Annotated in this window: 18 protein-coding genes and 3 tRNA genes; 19 read left to right on the top strand and 2 right to left on the bottom strand. The window is 47.5% G+C overall.

Annotated elements, in window-relative coordinates:
* Window positions 1–34: 34 nt before the first annotated feature.
* The 7 genes from fliA to sdiA all read left to right on the top strand — a co-directional run bounded on the left by fliA (window position 35) and on the right by sdiA (window position 5,875).
* A complete protein-coding gene (fliA, locus tag LA337_14040; protein ID UBI14310.1) occupies window positions 35–754 on the top strand; it encodes an RNA polymerase sigma factor FliA in 720 nt (239 codons plus the stop codon).
* A 57-nt stretch (window positions 755–811) separates the two neighbouring features.
* On the top strand, window positions 812–1,363 hold the full coding sequence (gene fliZ / locus LA337_14035) for a flagella biosynthesis regulatory protein FliZ (GenBank protein UBI14309.1): 552 nt from the start codon (window positions 812–814) through the stop codon (window positions 1,361–1,363).
* Window positions 1,364–1,588: 225 nt separating this feature from the next.
* Window positions 1,589–2,389, top strand: coding sequence for a cystine ABC transporter substrate-binding protein (gene tcyJ / locus LA337_14030; protein UBI14308.1), 801 nt, complete (start codon window positions 1,589–1,591; stop codon window positions 2,387–2,389).
* A gap of 107 nt (window positions 2,390–2,496) precedes the next feature.
* A complete protein-coding gene (dcyD, locus tag LA337_14025; protein UBI14307.1) occupies window positions 2,497–3,483 on the top strand; it encodes a D-cysteine desulfhydrase in 987 nt (328 codons plus the stop codon).
* Window positions 3,484–3,504: 21 nt separating this feature from the next.
* Window positions 3,505–4,173 (top strand): cystine ABC transporter permease, encoded by a 669-nt coding sequence (tcyL, locus tag LA337_14020; protein UBI14306.1) that lies wholly within the window; start codon window positions 3,505–3,507, stop codon window positions 4,171–4,173.
* On the top strand, window positions 4,170–4,922 hold the full coding sequence (gene yecC / locus LA337_14015; protein ID UBI14305.1) for an L-cystine ABC transporter ATP-binding protein YecC: 753 nt from the start codon (window positions 4,170–4,172) through the stop codon (window positions 4,920–4,922). Before tcyL ends, yecC begins: the two co-directional genes overlap by 4 nt.
* A 230-nt stretch (window positions 4,923–5,152) precedes the next feature.
* Window positions 5,153–5,875: a transcriptional regulator SdiA gene (gene sdiA, locus LA337_14010; GenBank protein ID UBI14304.1), complete on the top strand. Its 723-nt coding sequence runs from the start codon at window positions 5,153–5,155 to the stop codon at window positions 5,873–5,875.
* A gap of 66 nt (window positions 5,876–5,941) precedes the next feature.
* Here the strand turns inward: sdiA and LA337_14005 are convergent, their stop codons facing one another.
* Complete coding sequence (locus LA337_14005; protein UBI14303.1) at window positions 5,942–6,166, bottom strand: DUF2594 family protein; 225 nt, start codon at window positions 6,164–6,166, stop codon at window positions 5,942–5,944.
* Complete coding sequence (locus tag LA337_14000) at window positions 6,163–6,276, bottom strand: hypothetical protein (protein ID UBI14302.1); 114 nt, start codon at window positions 6,274–6,276, stop codon at window positions 6,163–6,165. The genes LA337_14005 and LA337_14000 overlap by 4 nt, the downstream gene beginning before the upstream one ends.
* Before the next feature lie 349 nt (window positions 6,277–6,625).
* On the opposite strand from LA337_14000, the gene uvrY reads away from it, so the two are divergent.
* The 12 genes from uvrY (at window position 6,626) to LA337_13940 (ending at window position 21,638) form a co-directional block, all read left to right on the top strand.
* Window positions 6,626–7,282, top strand: a complete 657-nt coding sequence (gene uvrY / locus LA337_13995) for a UvrY/SirA/GacA family response regulator transcription factor (protein ID UBI14301.1) — start codon at window positions 6,626–6,628, stop codon at window positions 7,280–7,282.
* On the top strand, window positions 7,279–9,111 hold the full coding sequence (gene uvrC / locus LA337_13990; GenBank protein UBI14300.1) for an excinuclease ABC subunit UvrC: 1,833 nt from the start codon (window positions 7,279–7,281) through the stop codon (window positions 9,109–9,111). The genes uvrY and uvrC overlap by 4 nt, the downstream gene beginning before the upstream one ends.
* Window positions 9,112–9,166: 55 nt before the next feature.
* Complete coding sequence (gene pgsA, locus LA337_13985; GenBank protein UBI14299.1) at window positions 9,167–9,715, top strand: CDP-diacylglycerol--glycerol-3-phosphate 3-phosphatidyltransferase; 549 nt, start codon at window positions 9,167–9,169, stop codon at window positions 9,713–9,715.
* 151 nt (window positions 9,716–9,866) lie between these two features.
* Window positions 9,867–9,942 (top strand) — tRNA-Gly (locus LA337_13980).
* 51 nt (window positions 9,943–9,993) lie between these two features.
* Window positions 9,994–10,067: transfer RNA gene (locus LA337_13975), tRNA-Cys, on the top strand.
* 12 nt (window positions 10,068–10,079) lie between these two features.
* Window positions 10,080–10,166 (top strand) — tRNA-Leu (locus LA337_13970).
* Window positions 10,167–10,408: 242 nt separating this feature from the next.
* Window positions 10,409–11,932: a type I restriction-modification system subunit M gene (locus tag LA337_13965; GenBank protein ID UBI14298.1), complete on the top strand. Its 1,524-nt coding sequence runs from the start codon at window positions 10,409–10,411 to the stop codon at window positions 11,930–11,932.
* Complete coding sequence (locus LA337_13960) at window positions 11,922–13,169, top strand: restriction endonuclease subunit S (GenBank protein UBI14297.1); 1,248 nt, start codon at window positions 11,922–11,924, stop codon at window positions 13,167–13,169. The genes LA337_13965 and LA337_13960 overlap by 11 nt, the downstream gene beginning before the upstream one ends.
* A gap of 21 nt (window positions 13,170–13,190) precedes the next feature.
* Window positions 13,191–16,475 carry a type I restriction endonuclease subunit R gene (locus tag LA337_13955; protein ID UBI14296.1) on the top strand — a complete coding sequence of 1,095 codons (3,285 nt, stop codon included), beginning with the start codon at window positions 13,191–13,193 and terminating at the stop codon, window positions 16,473–16,475.
* The gene (locus LA337_13950) at window positions 16,472–17,227 is read left to right on the top strand and encodes a M48 family metallopeptidase (GenBank protein UBI14295.1); all 756 of its coding nucleotides are present in this window, start codon (window positions 16,472–16,474) and stop codon (window positions 17,225–17,227) included. The genes LA337_13955 and LA337_13950 overlap by 4 nt, the downstream gene beginning before the upstream one ends.
* A gap of 138 nt (window positions 17,228–17,365) precedes the next feature.
* Complete coding sequence (locus tag LA337_13945; GenBank protein UBI14294.1) at window positions 17,366–19,123, top strand: DUF262 domain-containing protein; 1,758 nt, start codon at window positions 17,366–17,368, stop codon at window positions 19,121–19,123.
* Window positions 19,116–21,638, top strand: a complete 2,523-nt coding sequence (locus LA337_13940; protein ID UBI14293.1) for a DUF262 domain-containing protein — start codon at window positions 19,116–19,118, stop codon at window positions 21,636–21,638. Before LA337_13945 ends, LA337_13940 begins: the two co-directional genes overlap by 8 nt.
* Window positions 21,639–22,020 lie beyond the last annotated feature (382 nt).

The raw sequence follows: 22,020 nt of genomic DNA, 5'->3' as shown, positions 1-22,020 counted from the left end.
TGCCGATAACTCATTTAACGCAGGGCTGTTTATCGTGAATTCACTGTATACCGCTGAAGGTGTAATGGATAAACACTCGCTGTGGCAGCGTTATGTACCGTTGGTGCGTCACGAAGCATTGCGCCTTCAGGTGCGTTTGCCGGCGAGCGTAGAACTGGATGACCTGCTACAAGCGGGCGGCATCGGGTTATTGAATGCAGTTGACCGATATGACGCTTTGCAAGGAACGGCATTTACCACTTACGCAGTGCAGCGTATTCGTGGAGCGATGCTGGACGAACTACGTAGCCGGGACTGGGTGCCGCGTAGCGTTCGGCGCAATGCTCGCGAAGTGGCACAGGCGATGGGACAACTGGAGCAGGAATTAGGGCGTAACGCGACTGAAACCGAAGTGGCGGAGCGTCTGGCTATTCCTGTGCAAGAGTATCGTCAGATGTTGCTTGATACCAATAACAGCCAGCTCTTCTCTTATGACGAGTGGCGGGAAGAGCATGGCGATAGTATTGAGCTGGTGACGGAAGAACATCAGCAGGAAAACCCGTTACAACAGCTACTTGAGGGTAACCTCCGCCAGCGCGTGATGGACGCGATCGAGGCGTTGCCGGAGCGCGAAAAGCTGGTGTTAACGCTGTACTACCAGGAAGAGCTGAATCTGAAAGAGATTGGCGCGGTACTGGAAGTCGGGGAATCACGGGTCAGCCAGTTGCACAGTCAGGCCATCAAACGTCTACGCACCAAGCTGGGTAAGCTATAGGGGTACATTATTACCCCTGAACAATGCCGCATTACGAATTGACTACCAGGAGTTCTCATGACGGTGCAGCAATCAAAAAGACGGCCTCTAAGCCGCTACCTCAAAGATTTCAAACACAGCCAGACGCATTGCGCCCATTGCTTTAAGCTGCTCGACCGGATCACGTTGGTTCGCCGCGGGCAAATTGTGAATAAAATCGCCATCGCCCGACTGGACACTTTGCTCAATGAAGCTGAGTGGGAACAGGAAAAAAAAGAGTGGGTGGCACTGTGTCGTTTTTGCGGTGATTTGCACTGCAAAGAGCAGAGCGACTTTTTTGACATTATCGGTTTTAAACAATTTTTATTCGAGCAGACCGAAATGAGCCACGGCACGGTACGTGAATACGTTGTCCGCCTGCGCCGCCTCGGAAATCATCTGACCGAACAAAATATCTCTCACGACCTGCTGCAGGAAGGGTTCCTCGACGAAAACCTTGCCCCGTGGCTGCCGGAAACCAGCACCAACAATTACCGCATCGCCTTGCGTAAGTATGAGCAGTTCAAAGCCCATACCCATATGGGACATATGCAGAAATCCTCCTGGACAGCCAGTTCTGATATATATTAAAAACGAATAAGGTGTAACAGAGTGATGTTTGTGGATCACGACAAGCGCTCTACACTACGCTCATAAACATGTCATCCTTCAAGTTGCCTCTGTGTTGGCTGCGCTCATTCACCCCAGTCACTTACTTTAGTAAGCTCCTGGGGACTTACTCGCTTGCCGCCTTGATGCAACTAGAATGATTTTGTGTATAAATAGCAGTCACTAATGACAATATTCGGGGTAACTATGAAATTAGCACTTCTGGGACGTCAGGCTCTGATGGGTGTAATGGCTGTTGCACTTGTCGCCGGAATGAGCGTAAAGACTTATGCGGATGAAGGTCTGTTAAATAAAGTTAAAGAGCGCGGCACGCTGCTGGTGGGCCTGGAAGGGACCTATCCCCCGTTTAGTTTTCAGGGCGATGACGGCAAGCTGACCGGTTTTGAAGTGGAATTTGCCGAGGAGCTGGCTAAACATCTGGGTGTGAAAGCCTCGCTCAAACCGACCAAATGGGACGGTATGCTGGCCTCTCTTGATTCCAAACGCATTGACGTGGTCATCAACCAGGTGACCATCTCTGACGAACGGAAGAAAAAATACGATTTCTCTACCCCGTATACTGTGTCTGGTATTCAGGCGCTGGTGAAGAAAGGCAATGAAGGCGTTATTAAGACTGCTGCCGATCTGAAAGGTAAAAAAGTCGGCGTTGGTCTGGGTACCAACTATGAAGAGTGGCTGCGTCAGAACGTGCAGGGCGTGGATATTCGTACCTATGATGATGATCCGACCAAATACCAGGATCTGCGCGTAGGCCGTATCGATGCCATTCTGGTTGACCGCCTGGCCGCACTGGACCTGGTGAAAAAAACCAAGGATACGCTGGCCGTTACCGGTGAAGCATTCTCCCGCCAGGAGTCCGGCGTGGCGCTGCGCAAAGGCAATGAAGATCTGCTGAAAGCGGTTGATGCTGCCATTGCCGAAATGCAAAAAGACGGTACGCTGAAAGCGCTGTCTGAAAAATGGTTTGGAGCGGATGTGACGAAATAATCGTCATCCGATGAAAAAAGGCGCCTTTAACAGCGCCTTTTTTTATTTCATTGCGCCTGAACGTGCATAATAAAAAGAACATCACAACAACGAATACCGGAGGCTGTATGCCGCTGCATAACTTAACGCGCTTTCCACGTCTGGAATTTATTGGCGCGCCAACACCGCTCGAATATCTTCCACGCTTTTCCGACTACCTCGGGCGCGATATTTTCATCAAACGCGATGACGTCACGCCGATGGCCATGGGCGGCAATAAGCTGCGTAAGCTGGAATTTCTCGCCGCAGACGCGCTGCGTGAAGGCGCTGATACGCTGATAACCGCCGGTGCGATTCAGTCTAACCACGTTCGCCAGACGGCGGCGGTAGCGGCTAAGCTCGGTCTGCACTGTGTGGCGCTGCTGGAAAATCCGATTGGCACCACTGCGGAAAACTATCTCACCAATGGCAACCGTCTGCTGCTGGACCTGTTTAATACGCAAATTGAAATGTGCGATGCGCTGACCGATCCGAATGCACAACTGCAGGAGTTGGCGACGCGTATTGAAGCGCAAGGGTTCCGCCCGTATGTGATCCCGGTTGGAGGCTCTAATGCGCTGGGCGCACTGGGTTATGTGGAAAGTGCGCTGGAAATAGCCCAACAGTGTGAAGGCGCTGTTGCGCTCTCTTCCGTAGTGGTTGCCTCGGGCAGTGCGGGAACGCATGCCGGACTTGCCGTCGGTCTGGAACAATTGATGCCAGACGTCGAACTTATCGGCGTGACTGTCTCGCGCAGCGTGGCGGATCAAAAACCCAAAGTTGTTACGCTACAGCAGGATATTGCCCGAGAACTGGAACTGACGGCCTCCGCGGATATCCTGCTATGGGACGATTATTTTGCGCCGGGCTACGGTACGCCAAACGAAGAGGGCATGGAGGCGGTAAAACTGCTGGCACGGCTGGAAGGTATCTTGTTGGATCCGGTGTATACCGGCAAGGCGATGGCAGGTCTGATTGACGGCATCAGCCAGAAACGCTTCAAAGATGAAGGGCCAATTCTCTTTATTCATACTGGTGGGGCGCCTGCGCTGTTTGCCTACCATCCTCACGTGTAACGACCAGGTAGAAAAACGCTAATGCATGAAAGTATCCAACTGGTGATTGATTCTCTGCCGTACCTGCTCAAAGGTGCGGTTTTTACGCTGCAACTGAGCATCGGCGGGATGTTCTTTGGCCTCGTGCTGGGGTTTATCCTGGCGCTGATGCGTCTGTCGCCGCTGTTGCCTGTGCGCTGGCTGGCGCGCTTTTATATCTCAATTTTTCGCGGAACGCCGTTGATTGCCCAACTGTTCATGATCTATTACGGTCTGCCGCAGTTTGGTATTGAGCTGGATCCCATCCCGGCGGCGATGATTGGCTTGTCGCTTAATACGGCAGCCTATGCTGCGGAAACCCTGCGTGCGGCAATCTCTTCCATCGACAAAGGGCAGTGGGAGGCGGGCGCCAGTATTGGCATGACGAGATGGCAAACCATGCGCCGGGCGATCCTGCCGCAGGCCGCGCGGGTTGCGCTCCCGCCGCTGAGCAACAGCTTTATTAGCCTGGTGAAGGACACCTCTCTGGCTGCCACTATTCAGGTACCGGAACTGTTCCGCCAGGCGCAGCTGATTACCTCGCGTACTCTGGAAGTGTTCACAATGTATCTGGCGGCCTCGTTGATTTACTGGGTGATGGCGACGGTGCTTTCCGCACTGCAAAACTATTTTGAAGAACAACTGAACCGCCAGGAGAGAGAGCCGAAATGAGTGCTATCGAAGTCAGAAACCTGGTCAAAAAATTCCATGGGCAAACGGTGTTACATGGGATCGATCTCGACGTTAAACCCGGTGAGGTCGTGGCGATTATCGGGCCGAGCGGTTCCGGCAAAACCACGCTGTTGCGTAGCATTAATTTGCTGGAGCAACCGGAGGCGGGCACCATTAAAGTGGGTGAGATTACCATTGATACCGCACGTTCGTTAACTCAGCAAAAAGGCCTGATTCGTCAGTTGCGCCAGCACGTGGGGTTTGTGTTTCAGAACTTTAATTTGTTCCCACATCGTACGGTGCTGGAAAACATTATTGAAGGCCCGGTGATTGTTAAAGGCGAGCCGAAAGCCGAAGCGACAGCACGTGCGCGCGAACTGCTGGCGAAGGTTGGCCTGGCAGGTAAAGAAACCAGCTATCCGCGGCGTTTGTCCGGTGGGCAGCAGCAGCGCGTGGCTATTGCCCGGGCGCTGGCGATGCGACCAGAGGTTATTCTTTTTGATGAGCCGACCTCTGCGCTCGATCCTGAACTGGTTGGCGAGGTACTTAATACCATCCGTCAACTGGCGCAGGAAAAACGCACCATGGTGATTGTGACGCATGAAATGAGCTTTGCCCGCGATGTGGCCGACAGGGCGATATTTATGGATCAAGGCAGGATCGTGGAGCAGGGCCCCGCTAAATCCCTGTTCACGCATCCGCAACAGCCACGAACCCGTCAGTTTCTTGAAAAGTTTCTGATGCAATAAATTGTGCATACAGTACTCACCGATAATGTTTTGGGTGAGTACTGCTCGCATAACTATTTATAAATATTGCTTTATTATCAACCCCCGATTCTGTTACTTCCTCTCGCCGTTGAGTAACGCTCAAGTAATTGTTCCTTTGTCCGATAATTTGCATATATAAAATACATTTATGTGTTAGCTTGTTTCATATGTTTGGATGATTATCAATCTCAGGGGCAATACCACTTAGTATGCAGGATCATGATTTCTTCACCTGGCGACGGAGCATGCTGTTACGCTTTCAGGAAATGGCGACGGCAGAGGATGTCTATAATGAATTACAGCAACAGACGCAGCACTTAGAGTTCGATTTTTACGCGCTATGTGTTCGTCATCCCGTACCTTTTACCCGGCCCAAAACATCACTTCACACGACGTATCCCAAAGCCTGGGTGGCGCATTATCAGTCCGAGAATTATTTCGCGATTGATCCGGTGCTGAAGCCTGAAAACTTCAGTCAGGGGCATTTACCCTGGAACGACACCTTATTTCGCGATGCGCAGCCCCTGTGGGATGCCGCGCGCAATCATGGTTTACGTAAAGGGATGACGCAATGCTTAATGTTACCTAATCGAGCGTTGGGATTTTTATCGGTGTCACGTGCAAGTATCCGCAATAGTCGCTTTGCGAATGATGAAGTGGAGCTCAGGATGCAGCTCTTGGTGCGGGAAAGTTTATCCGTTCTGACGCGACTGGAAGATGACATGGTCATGGCGCCAGAGATGCGCTTTAGCAAGCGGGAAAAAGAAATATTGAAATGGACCGCTGAGGGCAAAACATCTTCAGAAATAGCAATAATTCTCTCGATTTCTGAAAATACCGTTAACTTTCACCAGAAGAATATGCAAAAGAAATTCAATGCGCCAAACAAAACGCAGATTGCCTGTTACGCCGCTGCGACCGGGCTTATCTGAATAAATTATCGTTCTGAGTGTCAGACGCAGAACCGGCTGATAGCGATGCTTTCAGCCGGTTTCTTATTACTGGCGGTAGGCCTGTTTAATTTGCTTAACAGTGCTGGAAAATACCGCAGCCTGTGATTGATCTTCAATCTGTGCGATCTGTTTTTCCATTTTAAGAATCACGCGTCCTGCATCAGCTTGACCCATTGCCTGCAGCATCAGCGTTAACATGGCTTTCAGGCAGGTGACTTCATTGGCCAGTTCCTGGTTATTCTCAGCAGTGGAAAAGTCAGGCGTACTCATTTATTTTCCTCGTTATGTTTCAATGAAAAAGTGCGATGTGAAATCTTAAGGCGGCGGAGTATACCATAAGTGAGGCTAAAAATATCAGCGGTTGTTTTTTGCGCAAACAAAAGTGGGTGACATTAAAATAAACAACATGTTGCACTGCATATATTTTCTCCACTTGATGTTTATTTCGAGTATTTTCTTCGTTAATTATTGTTACAACTTTAACTGCCTGGTTCGCATTCAGCGAAGGAATATGATTTTTTTGTCACTATTATGAAACAGCTATGCAGATATAACCGTGGCCGAAGGTTGCCAGTACTGAATGTTTCCACCCGTCGTACAATCTAATTTCCAAAAACGAGAGCAAAATCGAAAGTCGGGCGTTTTTTACATTTCAAAGTTGAGATAAAACCCGTTAACATAGGACCGATTAACTATCGGTAGCGTTATCCCTATTCTGGAGATATTCCTTTGATCAACGTTTTTCTTGTTGATGACCACGAACTGGTGCGCGCAGGGATACGACGCATTCTTGAAGATATAAAAGGCATTAAAGTTGTCGGTGAGGCGTGCTGCGGTGAAGATGCGGTAAAATGGTGTCGCTCAAATTCCGTTGACGTCGTGCTGATGGACATGAATATGCCCGGTATTGGTGGCCTTGAGGCAACGCGTAAAATTGCGCGTTCAACGGCTGACATTAAAGTGATCATGCTGACGGTCCATACCGAAAACCCGTTGCCTGCTAAAGTCATGCAGGCAGGAGCTGCGGGCTATCTCAGCAAGGGAGCCGCCCCCCAGGAAGTTGTGAGTGCGATTCGTTCGGTTTTTTCCGGCCAACGTTATATTGCCTCCGATATCGCTCAGCAAATGGCGCTCAGCCAGATTGAGCCTGAGAAAACGGAAACCCCGTTTGCCAGTTTGTCTGAACGTGAGTTGCAGATTATGCTGATGATCACCAAAGGTCAGAAGGTCAATGAGATCTCAGAACAGCTGAATCTTAGTCCTAAAACGGTGAACAGCTATCGCTATCGAATGTTCAGTAAATTAAACATTCACGGCGATGTTGAGCTGACTCATCTGGCAATTCGCCATGGCCTGTGTAATGCGGAGACATTAACAAGCCAGTGACCGATCAGTTTGATGCCAAAGCGTTCCTGAAAACCGTGACCAGTCAGCCCGGCGTGTATCGTATGTATGATATCGCCGGGACGGTCATCTACGTCGGGAAAGCGAAAGACCTGAAAAAAAGGCTTTCCAGCTACTTCCGTAGCAACCTCGCGTCGCGTAAGACCGAAGCGCTGGTCGCGCAAATACAGCAGATTGATGTCACGGTAACGCACACCGAAACCGAAGCGTTACTGCTTGAGCACAACTACATCAAGCTGTATCAGCCGCGCTACAACGTTTTGCTGCGCGACGATAAATCCTATCCTTTTATTTTCCTCAGCGGCGATACCCATCCTCGCCTGGCGATGCATCGTGGGGCTAAGCATGCCAAAGGCGAGTACTTTGGACCGTTCCCTAACGGTTATGCTGTACGTGAGACGCTGGCGCTGCTGCAGAAAATCTTCCCTATTCGTCAGTGCGAGAACAGTGTTTATCGCAATCGCTCGCGTCCTTGTCTGCAATATCAGATTGGTCGCTGCCTCGGTCCGTGTGTCGCGGGTCTGGTGAGTGAAGAAGAGTATGCGCAGCAGGTTGATTACGTTCGTCTGTTCCTGTCCGGGAAAGACGATCAGGTATTAACGCAACTGATCGCCCGGATGGAAAAGGCCAGCCAAAATCTCGAATTTGAAGAGGCTGCCCGCATTCGTGATCAAATTCAGGCCGTACGCCGCGTGACTGAAAAACAGTTTGTCTCAAATACCGGAGACGATCTGGACGTCATCGGCGTGGCGTTTGACGCTGGCATGGCCTGTGTGCACGTTCTGTTCATTCGCCAGGGGAAAGTGTTAGGCAGTCGCAGCTATTTCCCGAAAGTACCGAGTGGAACAGAACTCGGCGAGGTCGTCGAAACCTTTGTCGGACAGTTCTATTTGCAGGGAAGCCAGATGCGCACCTTCCCCGGTGAGATCCTGCTCGATTTTAATCTTAGCGATAAAACCCTGCTGGCGGATTCTTTGTCTGAGCTGGCCGGGCGGAAGGTTAACGTTCAGACGAAACCGCGAGGCGATCGCGCTCGTTATCTGAAGCTGGCGAGAACCAACGCGGCGGTGGCGTTAACCACGAAGCTTTCCCAGCAGTCGACCATTACCCAACGTCTGACGGCGCTGGCATCGGTACTTAAGCTACCGGCAGTAAAACGCATGGAATGTTTTGATATCAGCCACACGATGGGCGAGCAGACGGTAGCCTCCTGCGTGGTATTCGATGCCAATGGTCCGCTGCGTGCAGAATATCGCCGCTATAACATCACTGGCATTACGCCGGGTGACGATTATGCGGCCATGAATCAGGTTCTGCGTCGGCGTTACGGTAAGGCGATTGAAGACAGTAAGATTCCGGACGTCATATTGATCGACGGCGGTAAAGGTCAGTTAGGGCAGGCGAAAGCCGTTTTTGCGGAGCTGGATGTTCCCTGGGACAAACAGCACCCACTCTTGTTGGGGGTGGCAAAAGGGGCCGATCGTAAAGCCGGCCTGGAAACGCTGTTCTTTGAGCCGGAAGGTGAGGGCTTTAGCCTGCCGCCTGATTCGCCTGCATTGCACGTTATCCAGCATATCCGCGATGAATCTCACGATCATGCGATTAGCGGGCACCGTAAAAAACGGGCGAAGGTGAAAAGTACCAGTACGCTTGAGACCATTGAAGGCGTTGGTCCAAAGCGTCGGCAGATGTTGTTGAAATATATGGGCGGTTTGCAAGGTCTTCGTAACGCGAGTATCGAAGAAATTGCAAAAGTGCCGGGTATTTCGCAAGCTCTGGCAGAAAAGATCTTCTACTCGTTGAAACATTAGGCCCTCTGTAGCAACATAGGGGTAATTTCACTGACAACAGATAGTTATCCGTCATATGCAATTTAATATCCCTACGTTGCTCACGCTGTTTCGCGTCATCCTGATCCCATTCTTTGTATTGGCTTTTTATCTGCCATTTACCTGGGCTCCCTTCGTTTGTGCGCTGATCTTCTGTATTGCGGCGGTCACCGACTGGTTTGACGGTTTTCTGGCACGTCGCTGGAACCAAAGCACCCGTTTTGGTGCCTTCCTCGATCCGGTTGCTGATAAAGTGCTGGTGGCTATCGCGATGGTGTTGGTGACCGAACACTATCACAGCTGGTGGGTGACGCTGCCTGCCGCCACGATGATCGCGCGTGAAATAATTATCTCTGCGCTGCGTGAATGGATGGCCGAGCTGGGTAAACGCAGCAGTGTGGCAGTGTCCTGGATCGGTAAAGTGAAAACTACTTCGCAAATGGCCGCGCTCGCATGGTTGCTGTGGCGTCCAAATATCTGGGTAGAGTACGCCGGGATCGCACTTTTCTTCGTCGCCGCGATACTGACTTTGTGGTCAATGTTCCAGTATTTGAGCGCTGCATGGGGAGATTTGCTTGAACAGTGATCGTTTCGGCGCAAATTTCAGCAAACGATCGTCAGTGGTGAAAAATATCGTTGACTCATTGCGTCAGGTAAGTAGAATGCAACGCATCGAACGGCAGCACTGATTGCCAGACGATAACAAAATCAAGTGATTAACAAACTTACTTGGTGATGCGGGAATAGCTCAGTTGGTAGAGCACGACCTTGCCAAGGTCGGGGTCGCGAGTTCGAGTCTCGTTTCCCGCTCCAAATTAAAGACATCGGCAATAGCGGATGTCGGCTGTAAAGCCAGAAGATTTCGGCGCGTTAGCAAAGCGGTTATGTAGCGGATTGCAAATCCGTCTAGTCCGGTTCGACTCCGGAACGCGCCTCCAATTTCTTCCCGAGCCCGGATGGTGGAATCGGTAGACACAAGGGATTTAAAATCCCTCGGCGTTCGCGCTGTGTGGGTTCAAGTCCCACTCCGGGTACCATGGGAAAGAACAGAATAATCAAAGCAATAAGCAGTGTCGTGAAACCACCTACGGGTGGTTTTTTTGTTTTTGTCTATTACGTTCATCATCCTGCCCCATTGCTTTTTTTCCTCTTTATTTTCTTATTTCATTTTGATTTCGGTCAGAGTATGACATGCCCCACAATATGTTTTCCGGTATTATTAGTCCATTAATTGCCAATGCTGCATGCTGGTGCAATCACTCTCGTAATTGGATGATTCATGAATAATAAAATCAGTCAGGATACTATCAACAAAGCCCTGTGGGCCGCGTGTGACACTTTCCGTGGCACCATCAGTGCTGACACCTATAAAGACTTTATCCTTACCATGCTGTTCCTCAAGTACATTTCGGATGTCTGGCAGGATCACTATGATGAATATAAAGAACAGTATGGCGATGCGCCGGAGCTGATTGAAGCGATGATGGCGAATGAACGCTTCGTGTTGCCGAAAAGCGCCAGTTTCTATGCACTGTATGAACGCCGTCATGAGCCAGGCAATGGCGAGCGTATCGACCAAGCCCTACATGCCATTGAAGAAGCCAACGGCACTAAGCTGAAAGATGCCGGGAAAAGCGTGTTCCAGGATATTTCGTTTAACACCGACCGTCTGGGTGAAGAAAAACAGAAGAACACCATCCTGCGACAGCTGCTGGAAGACTTTGCCGGTGAAGATCTTAACCTGAAGCCAAGCCGTGTAGGTACGCTGGACGTCATCGGTAATGCCTATGAATATCTAATCAAAAACTTCGCTGCCAGCGGTGGGCAGAAAGCCGGGGAGTTCTATACCCCACCAGAAGTTTCGGATCTGATTGCTGAACTGCTCGACCCACAACCCGGTGATACCATCTGCGACCCGGCCTGTGGTTCCGGTTCGTTGTTAATGAAGTGCGGGCGTAAAATCGTCTCCGGACATGACAGCCGTAACTATGCGTTGTTTGGTCAGGAAGCGATTGGTTCTACATGGTCGCTGGCGAAAATGAACATGTTCCTGCACGGCGAAGACAACCACAAAATAGAGTGGGGTGATACCATTCGTAACCCGAAGCTGCTCGATAAAAATGGCGATCTGATGCTGTTTGATATCGTGACCGCAAACCCACCGTTCAGCCTGGATAAGTGGGGGCATGACGAGGCCGAGAATGATAAGTTTGGTCGTTTCCGTCGCGGTGTACCGCCGAAGACTAAAGGCGATTACGCCTTTATCTCGCATATGATCGAAACCCTGAAACCAGGAACGGGGCGTATGGGCGTAGTTGTGCCACACGGTGTGCTGTTCCGTGGCTCCAGCGAAGGTAAAATTCGCCAGAAACTGATTGATGAAAATCTGCTGGATGCGGTAATTGGACTGCCGGAAAAACTGTTCTATGGTACGGGGATTCCGGCTGCGATTCTGATTTTCAAAAAGCAGAAAGTGGATGACAAGGTGCTGTTTATCGATGCCAGCCGTGAATTCAAGGCAGGTAAAAACCAGAACCAGCTCAGCGCAGAAAATATCCAGAAGATCGTTAAAACCTATCGAGAAGGCGATAACGTCGAGAAATATGCGTATCTTGCCAGCCTGAAAGAGATACAGGCCAACGATTACAACCTCAATATTCCGCGCTATGTAGACACCTTCGAGGAAGAAGACGAGATCGATTTGCTTGCCGTACGCGCCGAACGTGAGCAATTGAAAGCGGAACTGGCGAAGCTGGAAACGGAGATCGCAGGGTATTTAAAGGAGTTGGGTTATGGTTGTTAAACCTTCGTCACTAGGAGCTATTCCGGCTGAATGGCAATCAGTAAAATTTGGGTCAGTTACTAAAGTACGGCAAGGTCTTCAAATTGCTATATCTGACAGGCTGAAAAAACCAACACTTAATTCTCAAGAATATATAACTATACAGTCAATAAATCGAAAAAATCAAGATAGAGAGTACGTTGATTCGCCTCCAAATAGAGTGATTTGTAAAGCCGATGATGTTCTTATGACAAGAACAGGAAATACTGGAATTGTCGTAACTGGTGTCACTGGTGCGTTCCACAATAACTTTTTTCTAATCGATTTTGATCGAAATAAAATAGACAGTACATTTTTAGTAAATTACTTGCGTTCAGAAAGAGTACAGCACATTATTTTGATGAAGGCAGGAGCAAGTACAATACCCGATCTAAATCATAATGATTTCTATGCAATCGATTTCGCATTGCCTCCATTGTCAGAACAAAAGAAAATCGCTCAAATCCTGTCAACCTGGGATAAGGCGATTTCGGTGACGGAAAAGCTTCTCACCAACAGCCAACAGCAGAAAAAAGCCCTGATGCAGCAATTGCTTACCGGGAAGAAACGGTTGCTGGATGAGAATGGGGTGAGGTTTAGCACGGAGTGGGAGTTTAAAAAAATAAGTGAAGTAGCAACGCGAGTTCAACGTAAAAATGATGCTGCCGAACATCCTATTTTAACAATATCATCTTTATCCGGATTTGTCCGGCAGGATGAGCGTTATAGCCGTTATATGGCGGGAGAAAGTGTGAAAAATTATATCCTGCTTAAAAAAGGTGAGTTTGCATATAACAAAGGAAACTCAAAAACATACGAGTTCGGATGTGTTTTTGACCTCGAAGCATATGAAGCAGGACTGGTACCCCATGTCTATGTTTGCTTTAGATTAAAAAATGGGCTCAGTCACCGTTATTTTAAATATTTATTTGAGGCTGATTATCTCAAGCCACAGTTAGGGGCGCTAGTTAATACTGGGGTCCGAAATAATGGTTTATTAAATATCAAACCGACAGAGTTTATGCAAACAAAAGTCCCTGTTCCATGTTTTGAAGAGCAGGAAAGCATCGCTGATATGTTATATAACTCCAGCAGGACGATACGTGTTCTTCAGGATAAACTCGCCTGCTTGAAAGATGAGAAAAAAGCTCTAATGCAGCAGTTACTGACCGGCAAACGTCGTGTCAAAGTAGACGCTGAAGAAGCCGTTAGCGCTTAAAGCGAAGAACAAGGAACGCTCATGAACCAGACGTACACGCCAAAATTCCAGGAAGAATACAGTGCCAAAATTCCGGCATTGACGTTACTGACCAGCCTCGGCTGGTCGTTTTTATCTCCGAAACAGATTATGGATTATCGGGGCTATAAACATGATGAGGTGGTGCTGCGTCCGGTTCTGCGTGAGGCGTTGTCGAAGCGTTCCTTTATGGCGAGCGGTAAAACTTGCCAGTTATCGGAAAAAGCACTGGATAACCTGATATCTCAGGTCTGCTCCCCGGCACTGAATGAAGGGCTGCTGAAAGCCAATGAGCGGATGTACAACCATCTGCTTTACGGAATCGCCGTTACGGAGTTTGTCGATGGCAAGAAGGTCAGTCCCACCATTGCGCTGATTGACTGGGAACATACGGAAAATAACCAGTTCCACTTTACTGAAGAATTTACGGTATTGCGGTCAGGCGGTGTTGAAACCCGCAGACCGGATATTGTCTGTTTTGTTAATGGTATTCCGCTGGCTGTCATTGAAGCGAAAAGCCCGGCAGGTCACGGTAAGAAAGGGCCAACCATTGACGAGGGGATATCACAGAGCATCCGCAATCAGTTCAACGACGAAATCCCGCTGTTGTTTGCCTACAGCCAGTTATTACTGTCGATTAACGGGCATGACGGGCGCTACGGTACCTGCCATACGCCAATGAAATTCTGGGCAGCATGGCGTGAAGAAGATATTACGGATGCGCAGATGTATGCGTTGCGCAACCATCCGTTATCGACTGAACAAATTGATGCGTTGTTTGATCATCGTCCTTCAGCCGATCTCGACTGGTACCAACAGTTAATAGCCGCTGGTGAACTGGCTGTCAGTGGACAGGATAAGCTGCTTATCAGCCTGCTTTCGCCGGAACGTCTACTGGAGATGACCCGCTTCTTCACCCTGTTTGATAAAAAGACAGGGAAGATAGTCGCTCGCTATCAGCAGGTGTTCGGCATAAAAAGACTGCTGGAACGCATCAGTACTCTCAGACCGGATGGTGGCAGGGAAGGTGGGGTGATCTGGCATACCACGGGGTCAGGTAAATCGTACACCATGGTTTTCCTCAGCAAGGCGCTGATCCTTCATGACAGCCTGAAGCAGTGTCGCATTGTGGTGGTGACGGATCGTGTCGATCTTGAAGGGCAGCTCAGCGGTACTTTCGCTTCTGGTGGAGAACTGGCCGGGAAGGATGATAAGGCCAAAGCGATGGCGACCTCAGGTCAGAAGCTGGCACAGCAGATTGGCTCTGGTAAAGAACGTATAATCTTTACCCTTATCCAGAAATTTAACTCAGCGACAAAACTTCCTGAATGCGTCAATAACAGCCCCGATATTATTGTACTGATTGATGAAGGGCACCGTAGCCAGGGTGGTGAGAACCATGTGCGAATGAAACTGGCCCTGCCGAATGCCGCCTTTGTGGCATTTACCGGTACGCCGTTGCTGAAAGAAGATAAGACTACCAATAAATTCGGCCCGATTGTCCACGCCTACACTATGCAGAGGGCTGTCGAAGATAAAGCCGTTACGCCTCTGCTGTATGAAGAACGTATTCCGGATCTGGAAGTGAATGATCGGGCGATTGATGCCTGGTTTGACCGCATTACTGATGGGTTGAGCGAGGCGCAAAGAGCCGACCTTAAGCGTAAATACGCCCGTAAGGGCGAGGTCTATAGCGCAGATGACCGCATCCGACTGATTGCACTCGATATCGCCACGCACTTCTCGAAAAATATTAATGACGGGCTGAAGGGGCAACTTGCCTGCGACAGCAAAATCTCCGCCATCAAATATAAAAAGTATATTGATGAAGCCGGGTTGTTTGAATCAGCGGTGGTGATCAGCCCTCCGGATACCCGGGAAGGGAATACCGAGGTGGATGAAAGCAAACTGCCAGAAGTGACGAAATGGTGGAAGGATAACGTCGGCACGCAGGATGAGTCCGCGTATACCCGCAATATCATCAGTCGTTTCGATACCGATGAAAAGCTCAAATTACTGATCGTCGTCGATAAACTGCTCACCGGGTTTGATGAACCGAAAAATACCGTACTGTATATCGACAAGCCGCTTAAGTCCCACAACCTAATCCAGGCGATTGCCCGGGTGAACCGACTGCATCCACTGAAAAAGTTTGGCCTGCTGATTGATTATCGCGGCATTCTGGCTGAACTGGACACCACTATCGGTAAATATCAGGATCTCGCCTCCCGAACGCAGGGAGGATACGACATCAAGGATATTGACGGGCTGTACAGCGCTATGAGTTCTGAATACAAGCGGCTGCCGCATCTGTATAACCAGCTGTGGGCCATATTTGCCGGTGTCAAAAACAAGAATGATACTGAACAGTTACGCGCGGTTCTGGTGCCAAAAATGGAAGAACGTGACGGAGAGATGGTCGATATCCATCAGAAAATCCGTGATGATTTCTTCGAGTCGTTAACGGCTTTTGCCGGATGCCTGAAAGTGGCACTGCAGTCCGCTACCTTCTTCACCGACAAGAGCTTTACGGAACAAGACCGAAATCTCTATAAAGAAACCGTAAAACAGATGTCCAGCCTGCGCCAGTGGGCAATGCAGGTCAGCGGCGAGCAGGTCAATTATGACGACTACGCGGAGCAGGTGAAAAAATTGCTGGATAAGCATGTCACCGGCGTTGAGGTTCGTGAACCGGATGGCGTGTATGAAGTCGGTAAAATGGGCAAGAGCGAAAAGCCCGAAGAGTGGGACAACAATAAAACCCGCAATGAAACCGACATCATTAAAACCCGTGTGACGAAGATGATTGAGCAGGACCTACGTGATGACCCGTACGCTCAGGAGGCTTTTTCAAAACTCCTGCGTATGGCTATTGAAGAAGCAGAAAAACTGTTCGACCATCCCCTAAAACAGTATCTCCTATTCCGTGAGTTTGAAGAAAAAGTTGAAGCCCGTAAGCTCAGCGATATCCCGGATGCCCTGGCGGTAAACAAGCATGCTCAGGCGTATTACGGTGTATTTAAAAAAGAGCTACCGGAGGTTTTTGCGGTAAACGATGTTCAGGTGCAGGAGAAGTGGACTAAGCTAGCCTTTGAGGTGGACAGCATTATCGTCAAAGCAGTGGCAGAAAATTCCCTCAACCCTCAGGACATTGAGAAGGCCGTTAAGACAAGTCTGTTACCACTGCTGTTTACGGCCTGCCGGGATATTGGTGCCGGAATGATTCAGGTAAACCGCATTGTGGAAACCATCATCCAGATCCTGCGCGTTGGTTTGATGAAATCATGAGTGAAAAAGAATCGCCAGCAATGAAAGCGTTACGCATTGTTTATGGTGATGAAGTCATCGTCGTACAGTGTGTTCCGCGTCAGGTCGTAAAGGGCAGGGTGCTCATCAAGGTGCATCCTGACTGTCGGGTTGTGGCCTCTATCCCGCCAGAAACACCGGAGCACGAGGTGCTGTCTGCGCTGAAAAAACGAGGGCGCTGGATATACCAGCAACTGCGTGATTTCAGGGAGCAACAGACACACATTGTCCCGCGTCGGTATGTCAGCGGAGAGAGCCATTACTATCTTGGTAAGCAGTATCAGTTGAAAGTAACAGAAGACGCTACTATTCCGCAACGAGTGAAAATGTTGCGTGGGCGTCTGGAAGTGACTGTCAGACACAAATCGGCAGAAAAGGTTAAAGCGTTGTTGGCCGAATGGTATCGGGAACGCGCCAGAGATGTCATTCAGCGCAGGCTTGATTTATTGATACCGCAGACCCTTTGGATTAGTGAGCGTCCGCCGATACGTCTGCGGGCGATGCAAACGCAATGGGGTAACTGTTCAGCAAAAGGCTGTTTGACCCTGAATCCATGGCTGGTTAAGGCATCCTCAGAATGCATCGATTATGTCTTGTTGCATGAGTTATGCCATGTGGCTGAGCACAACCACAGCGAGGAGTTTTACCGTCTGATGGGGCAGGTTATGCCGGGCTGGGAAAAGGTCAAGAAACGACTGGATGGGATGGCGGGGATGTTGTTGGCAGATATGTAGTTTCTAACTTATTCCAATGGGCTCATTTGTCTAGGGGAGTCAGGAACGAGTTAATTAGATTTTCCAAGTTCAAGCCTAAAATACAAAATTGATAGCATCAAATCCTTCGATAGTGACAACACGGGAAGTTGAACAACGATGAATACAACTCATTCAACAGAAAAGCTTTATCTTAGAAATATCTATGAACTTTTGGGAGAAAATTTTTACATACCTGCTTATCAGCGGGGATATCGCTGGGGGGCGATCCAAGTAAAAGAACTACTGGATGATATCTGGGAGTTCAGTCAACCGCATGGCGGTAATGATTCTTCATTTTACTGTCTACAGCCTGTTGTTGTGGTTCGAGGGGAAGATTGTTGGCAGGTCGTGGATGGGCAGCAAAGGCTAACCACGTTACGTCTTATCCTGCACTTTTTGGAGCAAGAGCACCTGAAGAGACCCTTAGAGGAGGCATACAAAAAAAGCGTGTATATGTTGAAGTATGAGACCCGGCCGGGATGTGAAGCATTTTTGCAGGGGATTCATAAAGAATCCAACACTGACAATATTGACTTCTTTCATATGGTCCAAGCGTATAATGCTATTAGAAATTGGTTCTCCGACAAAGATTATAATGATAATAATAAACTCTTGGCGACGTTACTAGCTAAGTCTACTGAAGAACGCTCTGTAAAGCTTATTTGGTATGATTTAAGTGACGAATGCCTTAACAACGATTATGCCATTGATGTTTTTTCCCGTATCAATATTGGTAAAATACCTCTGACCAATGCTGAGTTGGTTAAGGCTTTGTTTTTACAGCGAAGTCATTTTCACAATGATCAAGCAAGATTGAAGCAGTTACAGATTGCGACGGAATGGGATATTATTGAAAAGCGGTTGCAGGAACCAGCATTCTGGTATTTCATAAGTAATTCAAGTAAACACTACCAAACACGAATTGAATACATCTTCGATTTAATGAAAGGGAAAAAGTCTAATGACGAGACATTTTTCACTTTCCATAAGTTCCATGAAGATTTCAAGTCTGGCACGGCTAATATTGAGCATCTGTGGCAAGGGGTAAAGCGTTATTTCCTGAGCTTTGATGAATGGTTCCAGGACAGAGAGCTATACCATTTGATAGGCTTTTTGGTTGATTGCGGTGAGAAAGTTGCGGAGTTAAAATCTGAGTCGGAGCGAGAGAATTCAACGAAAACAGAGTTCAAAAAATATTTGAAAGATCGTATTCGTCTCCAGGTCAGGTGCCAGTTAGATGAGCTTTACTATGATGAGCCTGTCATTAAAAAATTGCTTCTGCTGTTCAATATTCAAACTTTATTGTCAACGAGGGAAGCAGATATACGTTTTCCTTTTGACCGCTATAAGCAAGAAAAATGGGATATTGAGCACATTCGGTCCCAGACAGATTCTGCCCCTGTTGGGGTTGCTCGCAGGGTGTGGTTAAAGGACATTGAGGTTTACTTCAGTGGTAGTCGGTTTAAAGGGGATTCTTTAGAAAGAGAACAAGAATTTGCTGCCATAGCCACTGAACTCTTGACCTTGGAACATATCGATAATGAATTTGACAGGCTTTATAATGAGGTAGTTAGTTACTTTGGCCAAGATGAAGTGTCCTGGGGAGATGAGCTAGGCAACTTGGCACTGCTGGACTCTTCAACCAACCGCAGTTACAAAAATGCCTTGTTTCCAATTAAACGCGCCCGCATCATAGATAATGATAAGCGCGGAGTTTTTGTCCCCATTTGTACCAAGAACGTCTTTTTAAAATATTATAGCCAGTCTGTAACTGAACTTGTTCATTGGTCAGAATCTGATGCTAAATATTATCAGGAAGCAATAGGTCAAACGTTGAAAGACTATTTGCCTGACCAAGGAGAGAAGAGTGAGTAATATAAAAATCGATTCGCGTTCGGGTGAACGACTCAGTTTTTTCCAGTTGTTTGAACAAAGATATATGCAGGTAGAAATCCCTATAATCCAACGGGATTATGCCCAAGGCCGGATAGACGTTGCAGAGGTTAGAGATACCTTTTTACAAGCATTACATGGCTATTTGGAAAAAGGTCTACCTTTTCAGGATTTGGACTTCGTTTATGGTAGCGTGATTAGCAATGATACTGGACGGCATCGTTTCATCCCCTTGGATGGTCAGCAACGATTGACCACCTTGTTCTTACTACACTGGTATCTTGCTCAAATTGCAGATCAGCAAGAATCCTTTCGACGGGTATTAAGTACGGACGGGAATTCCCATTTTACCTATGAAACTCGCAGCAGTTCGAGAGAGTTTTGCAATGCATTGGTTGGCAATGATATAGATTTCTGTGCTTTGTTGCTGGAGTCTGGTACTGAGTGTCTGAGTAAGACGATTAAAGACAGGTCATGGTTCTATTTATCGTGGGAGAGTGACCCTACTATTAGTTCAATGCTGACGATGCTGGATGCGATTCACCTCCAATTTTCTGGAAATGTAGATTACTTTGATAAGCTTACCGACAAAGATAAACCGATAATTACATTTAGATTTCTTAACCTTGCTGAATTCAACCTCACGGATGATTTGTATATCAAAATGAATGCCCGAGGCAAGCCGCTGACAGAATTTGAAAATTTTAAGGCAAGGCTGGAAAAAACCATTAAATCATTCACCGGAGATTGGCCGGAATATAGACTAAGTTTCAAAGATACGCCTGTGTCTGGCTATGAATATTTCATTCATAAAATTGATACGGATTGGGCTGATCTGTTCTGGTGCTATCGAAATGTTGTAACCAAAGATAATTCTTTTGATGATGAGTTAATGAACTATATTGCCATATGTACAGCCAACTTTCTGTTACTGCAAGAAGCAGAGGATAGTTATAGCTTACAAAAGCAATTGTTTGGTTCGGGTGGTAAAGTTAACTCATTATCCTTTATGGAGTATGAACAGTATGGATATTTGTCACAGACGCTAATAGCTGAATTGATTATGCAACTGGATCTGTTACGAGGTCATGCTAGTTCATGCCCGGGTTTGTCCATATATCTGAACAATAACAGATATTATGATGAAGAATCTATTTTCAAAAAAATCATTACCAATAACTCAAGTTTTTCGGAAAAGGTGAGGTTTCATGCTTTTTACGCTGGTGTAGCGAATGGCAAGATAGGGGAGGAGTTAGCATCCTGGATGCGAGTTGTATTCAACCTCACGGAAAACACTATTTTCAATACTATAGATGATTATCATAAAGCATTGCTGTCTATCAATGAATTGTCCCAACGTGATGACACTGTGCTGAATTTACTCATCCAGGATGTAATGATAAAAGGTTTTCTCGCCGTTCAAGTATCTGAAGAAAAACTGAAAGCTCATCTTTTGATAAAATCTTATGAGTGGAAGGAGGCTATTCTTGCACTTGAAAACCACGAATATTTCAGGGGGCAAATAGGTTTCGCATTGAAGTTCAGCGGTATTTCTGACTACTTTAACAGTCGCGGAAACGTTGATTGGGATGATGTGAAGGAAAACTATTTTACACGATTCAAACACTATGCAGATACTAGTTCGGCAGTATTTAGTGCAATAGGCGAAAGCTCGGAAGTATTAGATTTTGCATGGGAGCGTGCTGTGCTTTCAAAAGGTGACTATCTTACCTCGACAACAGCGGATAGATTCAACCTTCTTAGTTCACGTACAAATAAGAATAACGTCGACCGCGATCATTCCTGGCGTCGTCTATTACGGCAAGACTCAAATATTCTTTGGAATGCACGGCAACAACATGTTAAAGCCGTGTTGGATGATCCGGATTTTGATATGGGTGATTTAAGGGGTGGATTAGAGAGGATTTGTGCTAAGGCATTAAGTGAGCAGCCATTTAACTGGCGTACTATCTTGATTGAGAAGTCAGAGTTATTTAGCCTTTCTAATCAGGGGTTTATTGTATTGAATACTCACGAGAGCGTATTGTTACATGAGTCTCAGCGAAATCACTATCAAAGTGAACTTTATTCCAAGTACTTAGAGTTGGAATTAAAAGAGAGAAAACTGAATACAGCTCCTTTCAAGCACAAGTTCTACAATAGCGTACGTAGTGGGGAAGATATATCATTTCTACATTTAAGTGGTTTTTCTCTTCATGGGCAACGGGTTGAGTTGGAAATATTCTTCAGAGACAACCAATATAACATATTGTGCTACCGAAATGATGAGACAGTACCATTCTCAGATGAACTGCAGAGTGCTATGGAATCTTGTGGATTTATTGTTCTAGCTGATTCGAAGGATTACAATCCTGAAGACTGGCAATGTAGTGATGATAATTATGTGTACTACTGTGAAGAGCCTGATCGCGCATTAGCAATAATATCCAACCTTTGCACTCGGCTAAGTGATCTAGCCCGCGAGCAATTGTCATAGCATTAAGTGAGGTTGCTGTATGTGAATACATGCAGTAACCTGAAACCACCGTGTGGTCAGATACAACGTGACACACGGTGAGTTTCAGCTATGTGCTGATTCTGTGCTCAGCGTTATCCAAGTCTATCTATTTACTGCCAATTACAGTAAAGTAGAAGGACAACTACAGCAAAGTTTCGCAATACACTGCTATGTAACTCATTGATCCTGCGTAGAATTTAAAATCCCTCGGCGTTCGCGCTGTGTGGGTTCAAGTCCCACTCCGGGTACCATGGGAAAGAACAGAATAATCAAAGCAATAAGCAGTGTCGTGAAACCACCTACGGGTGGTTTTTTTGTGCCTGTTTTTTACGAACCACCGTTACCTTGCGTCAAGTCACCC

This window comes from Citrobacter europaeus (assembly GCA_020099315.1).
Lineage (GTDB): Bacteria > Pseudomonadota > Gammaproteobacteria > Enterobacterales > Enterobacteriaceae > Citrobacter > Citrobacter europaeus.
This window is presented reverse-complemented; position numbering and strand designations above follow the sequence as displayed.